The 11,273-nt window shown below is 36.9% G+C and carries 11 protein-coding genes; 7 read left to right on the top strand and 4 right to left on the bottom strand.

What is annotated here, in order from left to right; translation table 11 throughout:
- Positions 1-480 precede the first annotated feature (480 nt).
- The 3 genes from RVS70_RS20675 to RVS70_RS20665 all read left to right on the top strand — a co-directional run bounded on the left by RVS70_RS20675 (position 481) and on the right by RVS70_RS20665 (position 1,664).
- Positions 481-885 (top strand): DUF948 domain-containing protein, encoded by a 405-nt coding sequence (locus RVS70_RS20675; RefSeq protein WP_026681472.1) that lies wholly within the window; start codon positions 481-483, stop codon positions 883-885.
- A gap of 18 nt (positions 886-903) precedes the next feature.
- The gene (locus tag RVS70_RS20670; protein WP_026681471.1) at positions 904-1,323 is read left to right on the top strand and encodes a YtxH domain-containing protein; all 420 of its coding nucleotides are present in this window, start codon (positions 904-906) and stop codon (positions 1,321-1,323) included.
- Positions 1,324-1,448: 125 nt separating this feature from the next.
- Positions 1,449-1,664: a hypothetical protein gene (locus RVS70_RS20665; protein WP_034679115.1), complete on the top strand. Its 216-nt coding sequence runs from the start codon at positions 1,449-1,451 to the stop codon at positions 1,662-1,664.
- A 305-nt stretch (positions 1,665-1,969) separates the two neighbouring features.
- Here the strand turns inward: RVS70_RS20665 and pilM are convergent, their stop codons facing one another.
- A complete protein-coding gene (gene pilM, locus RVS70_RS20660; protein WP_026681470.1) occupies positions 1,970-4,099 on the bottom strand; it encodes a pilus assembly protein PilM in 2,130 nt (709 codons plus the stop codon).
- 122 nt (positions 4,100-4,221) lie between these two features.
- On the opposite strand from pilM, the gene RVS70_RS20655 reads away from it, so the two are divergent.
- The 4 genes from RVS70_RS20655 (at position 4,222) to motS (ending at position 8,209) form a co-directional block, all read left to right on the top strand.
- Positions 4,222-5,292: a bifunctional 3-deoxy-7-phosphoheptulonate synthase/chorismate mutase gene (locus RVS70_RS20655; protein ID WP_026681469.1), complete on the top strand. Its 1,071-nt coding sequence runs from the start codon at positions 4,222-4,224 to the stop codon at positions 5,290-5,292.
- A gap of 147 nt (positions 5,293-5,439) precedes the next feature.
- Positions 5,440-6,435 carry a catabolite control protein A gene (ccpA, locus tag RVS70_RS20650; protein ID WP_026681468.1) on the top strand — a complete coding sequence of 332 codons (996 nt, stop codon included), beginning with the start codon at positions 5,440-5,442 and terminating at the stop codon, positions 6,433-6,435.
- 159 nt (positions 6,436-6,594) lie between these two features.
- Entirely contained in the window at positions 6,595-7,419 is an 825-nt protein-coding gene (gene motP, locus RVS70_RS20645; protein WP_026681467.1) for a flagellar motor protein MotP, read from the top strand.
- On the top strand, positions 7,409-8,209 hold the full coding sequence (gene motS / locus RVS70_RS20640) for a flagellar motor protein MotS (RefSeq protein ID WP_026681466.1): 801 nt from the start codon (positions 7,409-7,411) through the stop codon (positions 8,207-8,209). The genes motP and motS overlap by 11 nt, the downstream gene beginning before the upstream one ends.
- 220 nt (positions 8,210-8,429) lie before the next feature.
- Here motS and RVS70_RS20635 read toward each other — a convergent pair whose 3' ends face one another.
- The 3 genes from RVS70_RS20635 to RVS70_RS20625 are packed head-to-tail and all read right to left on the bottom strand — an operon-like array spanning position 8,430 to position 10,895.
- Positions 8,430-9,590, bottom strand: a complete 1,161-nt coding sequence (locus tag RVS70_RS20635; protein ID WP_026681465.1) for an acetoin utilization protein AcuC — start codon at positions 9,588-9,590, stop codon at positions 8,430-8,432.
- A complete protein-coding gene (locus tag RVS70_RS20630; RefSeq protein ID WP_026681464.1) occupies positions 9,587-10,240 on the bottom strand; it encodes an acetoin utilization AcuB family protein in 654 nt (217 codons plus the stop codon). The genes RVS70_RS20635 and RVS70_RS20630 overlap by 4 nt, the downstream gene beginning before the upstream one ends.
- Position 10,241: 1 nt before the next feature.
- On the bottom strand, positions 10,242-10,895 hold the full coding sequence (locus tag RVS70_RS20625) for a GNAT family N-acetyltransferase (RefSeq protein ID WP_026681463.1): 654 nt from the start codon (positions 10,893-10,895) through the stop codon (positions 10,242-10,244).
- Positions 10,896-11,273: the final 378 nt, after the last annotated feature.

Raw genomic sequence — 11,273 nt, 5'->3', positions numbered from 1 at the left:
AGGGAAGTGGGCAGCCGGAGTGGTGGTCAAGCAAGCAGTAGCTATTATTCCATAATAGCTACTAGAGGAAGCGTAAATCTGAGCATTTAGTGATAAGGACTGAGCGAATTTTGCTCAGTTTTTCTTAGTAACTTCTTTAATCGCTGTAGTTCTAATCTTATTAGGCTATTTTTTATCCGACATATAACTGGCAGTAAAACCCCACCTGTGAATTTTTACTTTTTGTAATTACTAATAAAAATAAAGGAAATTATACAAGGTTGTCGAATTAATATTATAAGGACATTAAATGACTAGATCAGACAGAGAACAATAGGTTTTAGTTGAAATATATAAGGGTATTTTTATTTATAGCCATTTTTTGCTATACTTTACAAGTAGAGATCAGTAGAAATAGGTTTATTAGTAAATCTATTCTCTGGATATATACACATATTGAAAATATTACAATACATAGTGATAGTAGAAGGAGTGGACATAGTGGAAGTTCTCGGATATATAGCAGCGTTTATAGCAGCAATAGCTTTTGTTGTCTTAGTTGTTTATGTAATTATTACGTTAAAAGCAGCCAGGGAAACGTTAAGTCATGTGGCTGGTACATTAGAAGGTTTAGATAAGCAAATGAAGGGTATAACCGAAGAAACAACCCAATTATTAAATAAAACGAACAAGCTCGCAGATGACCTTAATCAAAAATCGGCAAAAATGAATGGATTATTTGATGGTGCAAAAGGTATTGGGGAAACTGTTAAAGATTTCAATCAGTCTTTAAGACAACTTTCTAACAGTATTTCTCGAACTGCTAGTAAAAATCCTGAAAAAGCCTCTCAGGCCATTAAATGGGGAACAGTTCTTATGGATTTATGGAAGAAAAAAAATAAATAAATATAGGAGGAAAATTACATGGCAGATAACAATATGAATAGTAAGGACTTTTTATTGGGTACTTTTATCGGAGGAATTGTTGGAGCAGTTACAGCTTTACTATTGGCTCCAAAATCTGGTAAAGAATTACGAGGTGATATTAATCAGGGTGCTCATCAAGTAAAGGACCGCGCATATGTTTGGAAAGACGTTGCGCAAGAAAAAAGTTCAGATTGGAAAGATAAAGCCTATACAACTGGTTCAGAGCTAAAGAAAAAAGCGATGGATTCAACAGCTCAAATTACGAAGAATGCATCACAGAAAACAAAGGAAATTACCAAGAGTGTACAGGCTAAATTACAAGAAAAAAGAAGTAAAGAAGATAAGGCACTAGAAGCAGCAGAAGAAGTTGCAGAGGCAATAGAAGACGCTGCAGAAGAATTAGAAAAACAGAAGTAACGAATAAAAAGGTATGTCTTATGAGAACAGAGCTGTCTTTAAGGGCAGCCCTTTTTATTTATAAAAAAATGCAATGTATAAGGACTCGTCTTTCTTCAAAACATAAGAAAAAAGGCGGTATTTACATGCTTCTATTAATCGTATTAGGTGCAGTGCTTGTAGTTATTGCATTATTTTTTACAATTAAAGTCGGCAAAGATATTGAGGAAAGAAATAGTGAGTATGATACTGAATTTAAAGCAACAAGAAAACATCCGGTATTACTTAACCCGGCTTTCTTAGCCTATATTATTGGATTTGGTTTTCTCATTATTTTCATCGCTTATTTAGCTATGTCTTAGTCTGTTCTTTTATCAGGAATATCTATTAGCAAAATAAGGCTTAGTAATGAAAAGAACATAAATAAAAAGGACACCATTTTATTCTGCGTGGAGTCCTTTTTATTAGTATAGGAAATTATAAAAATTAGCTCGATAAATATGGGCGTGTTGAGTCTGTCTAGCCCCAGCGCCCAGAAACGATGCGACTTCACGATCGCTCTAATCTAAGTCATCATCGGCTCGCAAACTCATCGTGATTCCTTACTCGCTAAAGTCGCTACGTTTCTATTCGGAGGCTTGCGCTTTTGTTCTAACTAAGCCGTGTATTATTCCCAAATGATTTGTAAATGATCACCATGCTTAATCGTTGAATGAAAGCTAGATGGTGCATTATTTTGATATATAGAGAATTTGCCGTTGGCGTTCGTGAGGTCTAAATCTACATAACGAAAAATGTCCTGATAGATAAATGGCTGCTGCTCTTGTTCGTAAACTTTTAATCGATCATGCTTTTTTAATGGTGTATCCTCATCAAGTATGCTATCCCCTTTTTTAATTACATATAGAGGTTGAGCAAGTTCTACTGACTCATTATTAAACGAAACCATAATCCTATGTGTTAATGGTTTATTTAACTGGTTCAGTACATCTTTTACAGTTGGCTGTTCAGCTAGTAATAGCTGTAATCGATCTCCTTGCTTAAGACGATGATCCATTGTAGCAGGCTTGCCGTTAAGAGCTATTTGTGGTTCGCCCTTTGTAATGTGGATTGGTTCTTCATTTACATAGACGATAAATGGTTCATCTTTTCCTACTTTATCAGAAGATACTTGATTTAAAACAGCTTCTAAGCTGTTCGGTTGTCTCCATGTAAGATTATCTCGATCTTGTATACTATATTCTTTCGTTACTGGTACGTTATTCACCTCAAACTGAGGATATATGTGATATTTTGCTCCGTTATAATAAATCATTAAAGGTGGTATATCTCCAAGAAGTTCCTGAATTGTTACTTGAGCATGCTTTCCATCACGGCCTTTTTCAATTGTTATGATATCACCATTATGAATCTTACTATTCACAGAAGCATTGGTATCGTTTAATTGGATACTCGGTGGTTCACCAATTTCACCAGGTAACGTAACTTCTTTGTTATTTATAGTTATAATCGAGGCTATACCTGGTTTTCCATACCATTTTTGAATATCTATACTGGATTGAATAAGACAATCTCCCACTGTTAATTCTTTCATTTCAAATAATCTTATCGTATTACCGTTAACTGTAACACTGACATAGTGGACAGGATTTTGTTTGGCCGCAATTCCTATACCAATTGGAGTGACAAAATCAGGTCCTGTAGGTAATTTATTGGTTTTTTCTAATTGGTTAATTGCATCAATTCCCCGTACAGCTACTCGATTTATCGGTAGATTTAATTTACTAGCTATTGAATTGGTTATTCCTGGTGTTAGACTTCCTCCACCAACAAGCATTACGGCCTTTGGCGAGTGTGAATTTAAATTGATAATTTCATTCGATATTTGCGTGGCCAAGTTATCAATTGCATCCGTAATATCGTTTTCTATCATGTTGGGTGTAATTGTCGCTTCAAATCCTAGAATGTCCTCTACAATAGCTTCACCATTATCGACAATCATACGTTTTGCTTTTTCTGCAGATGGAAAATCTAATAAGTATTGATCGCTTATTGCTTCCGTAATTTCATCACCCGCAATTGGAACCATTCCATATGCAACTACTGTCCCTTTATCCGTTATAGCTATATCACTAGTACCAGCTCCAATATCAACTAGCACAACATTTAATCTTCTCATAGACTCTGGAATAAGCACATGTATAGCTGCAATAGGTTCTAAGGTAAGAGCTTCCATTTCTAAGTTAGCTCTTCCTAAGGCTGCTAATAATGATTCAACAACAACTTTAGGTAAAAACGTAGCGATAATTTCGACAGAAGCTTCTGTACCTCGCTGATCAATTAGTGAACCAATTTGCTGCTGATCTATACGATAATGCAACACGGAATAGCCAACGCAATAATAAGAGGATAAATCAGCATCTTGCTGTAGTTTTTGCAAGTTCAATTGTGCCATTTGGACAGCGCTTAATTCTAGGTGTTTAATTGTTTCTTCGCTAGTGATCGGTGTATCCTGTAATGATTTAGAAGCAGTTGCTTGTGTAGTCATTAATGCTCTTCCAGCAGCAGCAACACACACCTTGCTAAGCGAGCCGTGAGATGACTCCAATTTATTTTTTACTTCTATAATTGTTTCAGAAACAGCCACAACATTATGTATTTGTCCATCTCTCATCGACCGTTCTTTATGTTCCATCATATAATAATCCAACATATGATAGGTTTGGTCACGCTTTTCTAGTATGATTCCAGTTACAGAGCGTGTCCCAATATCCAGTGCAAAAATCCGATCCTTCATAAGCAATAATCCTTTCAAACAGATAATATGAATCAATTATAAACTTTTTATCGACAAAGAAAAAATTTTTAGCTATAATTGTCACTAATTATTAAAAACAAGAGGCATAGGGGGAACATAATATGAGTGAGTTAGATCAGGTTAGAGATCAACTGGATCATGTGAACCAGGAGATTTTAAAGTTAATAAATGAACGTGCTACACTTGTTCAACAAATCGGGGAAATAAAAGCAAAACAGAGTATTAAGCGATTTGACCCTGTGCGAGAAAGAGATATGTTAGATAAAATTACTTCAATTAATGATGGTCCGTTCGAGAACGCAACCATTGAGCATATCTTTAAGGAAATTTTCAAAGCTAGCTTGGAACTACAAGAGGATGATCACCGTAAAGCATTACTTGTATCTAGAAAAAAGAAGCCGGAAAATACGGTCATAGATATCAATGGTGCTTCAATTGGAGACGGTTCTATTCATTTTGTAATGGGACCATGTGCCGTTGAGGGATATGAACAAGTTGCTCGTGTAGCCAAAGCTGTAAAAGAGAATGGAGTAAGGCTACTGCGTGGGGGAGCATTTAAACCAAGAACGTCTCCATATGATTTCCAAGGTCTTGGTGTTGAAGGCTTACAATTACTCAAAAGAGCAGCAGATGAGTATGGGTTAGCTGTTGTTAGCGAAATTGTAAACCCCGCACATATTGAGCAGGCAATGGATTATGTTGATGTAATTCAAATTGGTGCTAGAAACATGCAGAATTTTGAATTGTTAAAGGCAGCCGGTGACGTGGATAAGCCCGTACTTTTAAAACGTGGTCTTTCAGCCACCATTTCTGAATTTATCAACGCAGCAGAATACATCATTTCACGAGGCAACGGAAATATCATTTTATGTGAACGAGGAATTCGGACGTATGAAAAAGCGACACGTAACACGTTAGATATCTCTGCAGTTCCAGTATTAAAACAGGAAACGCATTTGCCGGTTATGGTTGATGTCACACATTCCACTGGTAGAAGAGATCTGCTATTACCTACAGCGAAAGCAGCGATTGCAATTGGCGCTGATGGTGTTATGGCAGAAGTTCATCCGGATCCTGCTGTTGCCCTTTCAGATTCAGCACAACAGATGGATATTCCAACATTTAATCGTTTTATGGAAGAAGTTAAGGATATGTCTAATCGGATGAAATAAAGTTTTGTTTCATTTTAATGTTCTGAAATAGAGAGGTTGATGGTCCATTGTGATGCATCAGCCTTTTTTGCTTTGAAAAATGTTTCATAGTAGAGTATGATATAGAAAATAGAGAACGATATCTATATATTAGGAGGTAAAAAGAAAATGAACATTACAATATATGATGTAGCAAGAGAAGCAAATGTATCCATGGCTACAGTTTCTCGTGTCGTAAACGGGAATCCAAATGTAAAACCAACAACTCGTAAAAAGGTATTAGCAACAATTGAAAGATTAGGATATCGTCCCAATGCAGTGGCTAGAGGGCTAGCAAGTAAGAAAACAACAACTGTCGGTGCGATTATACCTGATATATCCAGTATTTTCTTCGCAGAATTAGCCCGAGGTATTGAAGACATTGCAACAATGTATAAATACAATATGATTTTAAGTAATTCGGATCAAAATAAAGACAAAGAGTTACAATTAATAAATACCATGCTAGAAAAGCAAGTAGATGGGATTATTTTTATGGGTGGAAATATTACGGAGGAACATGTTCAACAGTTTAAGAGTTCATCTGTACCAGTAGTGTTAGCTGCTACATATGATGATAACCATGAAATTCCTTCTGTAAATATAGACTATGAAGAAGCTGCATATGAGGCAACTAAATTCCTAATAGAGCAAGGTAACGATATACCTGCGTTTGTTTCTGGACTAGAAGATACGCATATCAATCAGTTGAAATATAAAGGCTACGCCCGAGCATTAAATGAAGCTTCGCATTCCGTAAATGAATCACTGGTTATTAAAGGAGATTATTCGTATAGCTCAGGAATTGAAGCGGTGCACCAGTTGTTAGAGCAAGATCAAAAACCAACCGCTATTTTTGTGGCTTCGGATGAAATGGCTTTAGGCGTTATCCATGGCGCGCAAGATAAAGGCTATCGTGTTCCAGAAGATATAGAAGTGTTTGGATTTGACAATACTCGTTTGGCGACAATGGTAAGACCAACGTTATCAACGATTGTTCAGCCAATGTATGATATTGGTGCTGTGGCAATGAGACTCTTAACAAAATATATGAATAAAGAAGAAGTACAAGATAAAAAAGTCGTTTTACCGCACCGGATTGAAAAAAGAAGCTCAACAAAATAATAAAAGATGCCGATATACTAAATAGAGATGAAAGATGCATGTTCAAATGTTGGAATTGGATGGATTAGACACGTGGACTAAGCTTTATCAGGGGTTAAAACGCGATGCCACTTCCAATTTTGAACATCCTCAATCAACAGCTATCTGAGGAGAGAGAATATGAGAAAACGTGATATATTAACTCCTATCGGCATTACATTAGGTTTTATTATGATTATGCTGGCCATTGTTTCCAAAAGCGGTACAAGTGGGGCATCTATTTTTATGGATATTTCCTCCATTTTTATCGTTATCGGAGGACTAGTTGCCTCCATGTTGATTAATTTTAAAATGGAACAAATTAAATTAACAAGAAAGGTCTTAAGTGAAGCATTTCATAAGAATGACCAACGCTTACCTGAATTGATTGGATTATTTGTTCGTTTATCAGAAAGAGCTAGAAGAGAAGGAATATTGGCACTGGAAAACGAACTAGAGGAAGTAGAAGATCCTTTTATTAAGAAGGGTATTCTCTTAGCTGTAGATGGTATTGAGCCGGAAGTAATTAAAGATATAATGGACGCTGAGATTACTGCCGTAGAAGATCGTCATTATAGAGGCAGATCCTTAATAGAAAAGGCAGGAGAATACGCACCAGCTTGGGGAATGATAGGAACACTTGTTGGACTGGTGCTCATGCTCAATAATTTACAAGATCCTTCAACATTAGGGCCGAGTATGGCAGTGGCGTTGTTAACAACGCTGTATGGTACAGTTCTTTCAAATTTGGTTTTCATACCCATGGCAAGTAAGCTCGAGAGTAAAACGGAAGAAGAAGTATTTCTCAAACAGATCATTATTGAAGGTGTAATCGGTGTTCAATCCGGACAGAACCCAAGAATACTGGAAGAAAAATTAAGTGCCTTCCTATCCAACGAATCAAAAGCAAAACAAGAAAGTGACGATTCTGCTAAATTCGTGGAGGAGAGTATTCATGAAGCGTAGGCAAATAAGACGATCAAATAAGAATGGTGCGCCAAAGTGGATGGTTACTTATTCGGATATGGTTACGCTTATTTTAGTATTTTTTATTCTTTTGTTTTCCATGTCGCAAATTGATTTAGTGAAATTTGAGGCAATTTCAGATTCATTTCGTAATCGAATGATTTTCGATTTTTATCCTTCACCTGTTCCTATGGACAATCCAACGGAAAATACAAGTAATGAAGAAAGTGGAGAACAGTCTAATGAATTTGACACACCTACGCAGATGCCGAACACAAACGATCGAGATAAACAAACGGATAAAAATGAACAATCATTAGATGATTTAATGAAGGAAGTAGAAGCTTACTTAGATAAAAATGACTTGAATAAAGTAATTTCTGCTAATAGAACAAAGCAGGGGGTTGAGCTTGTACTACAGGAGAGTATATTGTTTGACTCTGGTGAGGCGGTTATCCTAAATTCTGGGAAACCATTTTTAAACAAAATAGGTTCGTTACTCAAAAATCTACCGAATCATGTACATGTTGAGGGACATACAGATAGTCGACCAATTTCTAACTATCGTTATCCTTCGAATTGGGAGCTTTCAGGAGCAAGAGCAAGCAGTGTCATTCGTTATTTATTGCAGCAAAATGACTTTGATAGATCCCGATTTTCATCAGTAGGTTATGCGGATACACAGCCTATAGCGCCTAATACTTCAGCAGTTAATTGGAGTAAAAATAGGCGTGTAGAAATAGTGATTTTGGAAAGAAATCAAAGCCCAGTTGAAGGAGATAACCAATAATGGTTATCTCCTTTATTAATAGTCTAGGAAATTATAAAATTAGCCCATGTGGATAAACAATAGGCGCTTGTTGGGCAGCTTCCAGCTCCAGCGCCCGGAAACTAGGGGAGTTCACAAATCGCCCTAATCTAAGTCATTATCGGCTCGCAAGCACACCGTGAGTCCTTTATCTCCGTTGAATCGTCGCTACGTTTCTATTCGGGAGCTTACGCTTTTGTTCCTACATTTCGATTTTTTTCGTATATTTTAATAACTGCAGTAATGTATTGTTATTTTTCTCTGATATTTCCTGTTTTCTAGGTATATGCGGTACGATATTGGCTGAATCTGACCAGTAATCTGGCAGAGGTGTTTTCGAATATTTCTGCCATTTGTTTTTCCATTTCTCCGGGAGTGCCCCTGTTGCTAGTTGATTATGTTTCATGATATTCCATATTTGTCCCCACGCACGTGGAACTACTCGCCAAATATCATAGCCACCACCACCAAGCGCAATCCATTTCCCATTACAATATTGATGGGCTAACTCATGAGCTAGCGCTGGTATCTTTTCATATATCGACATGGTCGCGCAAAGATGTGTCAGAGGATCATAGCAATGGGCGTCCGCTCCATTTTGAGTTACAATAACATCTGGTTTAAAAAAGGCCGTAATTTCTCTTAATGCAGAAGTATAAACGTGTAAAAACGAGTCGTCTTCCGTAAAAGCATCAATAGGTAAATTGAATGCATATCCATGTCCGCTTTTAATTCCACGTTCATTTACATTTCCAGTACCAGGGAATAGATAGCGACCAGTTTCATGAATAGAAAAGGTGCATACATTTGGATCATCATAAAAACCCCATTGGACGCCATCACCATGATGTGCATCTGTGTCAACATATAAAACACGTAAGTTATATTTTTCCCGAATATAACGGATCGCTACTGCACCATCATTGTATATGCAAAATCCAGCAGCTTTCCTTTTAAAACCATGGTGTAACCCGCCACCAAGATTAAGCGCATGAGACGCTTGACCAGTTAATACTGCATCCACTGCTGAAAGGGTACCGCCGACCAAACTGGCAGATGCATCATGCATATTTTGAAAAATAGGTGTATCCTCAGTATCTAATCCAAATTCTACTGCATCTTCATCTGCTAACAACCCTGTACTAGCTTGCTTAACAGCTTCAACATAAGCATGGTCATGAAATAGCATTAGTTCTTCGTCTGTTGCTTGCCTTGGTGATAATAAATCCTTACTAGAAAGCAGTTCTTTGCTCTCCAATAACTCCTTGGTTAACAAGATCCGTTTTTGATTAAATGGGTGATCTTCATTAAAGTGATAATTTAAAAAGGAATCAGAAAAGATGAATTTAGCATGACATGTCATCGATTTTCCCCCGCAATATTATTTGGCCATAACAGTTCATAGCCTGCATTACGGAGATCTTGTATAACAGGAAGTGGATTCATTGTTTGAATACGGAATACTAATATCTTGTAGTTTGGATTATCTTTAAATGGGTAGACAAGTACTGAAATGATATTGGTTTTTCGTTTACCAAAGATGGAAGTGACTTCGGGAAGAATTCCCGGACGATGTGGAACTTTAACTTCTATGTGCGAACTTTGTACATGTGTCCCCGTTAATTGAATCATTGTATATAGCATGTCTTTTTCAGTGATGATACCAACCAGCTTATTGTTTTTGCGAACAACAGGAAGACAAGCAATTTCTTGTTCATAGAAAATCTTTGCTATTTCTTCTACAAAGTCCAATGGATGAATGGTTATAACTGGCTGACTCATAATCGTTTGAATTTCATGATCTAATTCACAGGCTTCGGATTCTTTTTCAAAAATAGATGGACTAGCATCTCGCACATCACGATCCGATACAATACCTATAACTTCTTTAGTTGAATCTACAATTGGTATATGCCTTATTTTATGTTTGTGTAGTAGGTGTAAGGCTTCTTTTATTGTAGCAGTTGGTGGTAATGCGATTACTTCCGTCTTCATGATTTCTTCCACCAGCATGTTAAAGACCCTCCCGCATATTTCGATAGTGATGTCGCTGTAGAAAACGTAACGTGTCAAATTTTTTAATAGATTCCTCTGAGACATTTTTTCCTATTCGTACCATTAAACAGTTAGCAGGGTGCGAAATAATTTCTGGATCATCTGTAGGTGCAGGTAGAAGTCCACCAGCAGCCATCATTTTCTCCATGACCTTACGATAATCCCAGATACTTAATTTTGTACCATCTAAGTCCCAGTGCCAGTAATACTCTGTGGAAATAATGATATAATTCTCCATATACGTATCCATCATTGAAACTTCTAACAAGCCTGAAGCAATTTTCGCACCACGAAAGTCTGGTATTACTTCAATAGCTCCTAGTTCGATCAAATCATCCATTGCAAATTTAGACCACCTTTCTAAAGGGTCGGGATGTAGATAGGTTACGTAGCCAATGATTGTATCTTTTGTTCTTGCAACAATAATTCTCCCCTCAGGAAAGGAAGCGATTTGCATGATTGCTTCGAATTGTTTCGTCGCAGGTCGAAATGCAGTTAAATCATGATGGAACTTATACTCCTTCAGTTCTGCAGCTGTCAGTGGTCCTTCAATGATTATCGTTTCATCACTTGTCTCTCGTGTTTGTAGATAATGTTTTTTCGTATGCTTCATTCAGTCACCACCTGTCATGTATTACGCTTACATTTATTATACAGCAATATCCACAGAATTTTTAGTAACATCTGTGAACGATTCATAAAAGATACGATCTCAGAATTGGAAGCTTAGGTCTAACAATCAAAACCATCCGTGTGAACTCGTAGCTTGCTTTACGACTGAAAGCCTCAGTTATCAGATTCGGTATTAAAGCCCCGGTGAAAGGACTTTCTGCCTGTATTCTAAAAGAATCTTTTATTTTTTTATAAGTTAAGAAAGTATAAAATCAGTGCAATGACTGCGTTAAGCCAAGTAGTTATTTTGAAATGTTTGATGTATATTGGCAATGCTCCGACTAATTACTTCGCTTTCCGCGGGCACGGCCCATAGCCG

This window comes from Virgibacillus sp. M23 (assembly GCF_034190895.1).
In the GTDB taxonomy this organism is placed as follows: domain Bacteria; phylum Bacillota; class Bacilli; order Bacillales; family Amphibacillaceae; genus Virgibacillus; species Virgibacillus salarius.
The sequence above is the reverse complement of the archived record's forward strand: the minus strand, read 5'-3'. Positions and strand labels throughout refer to the sequence as shown.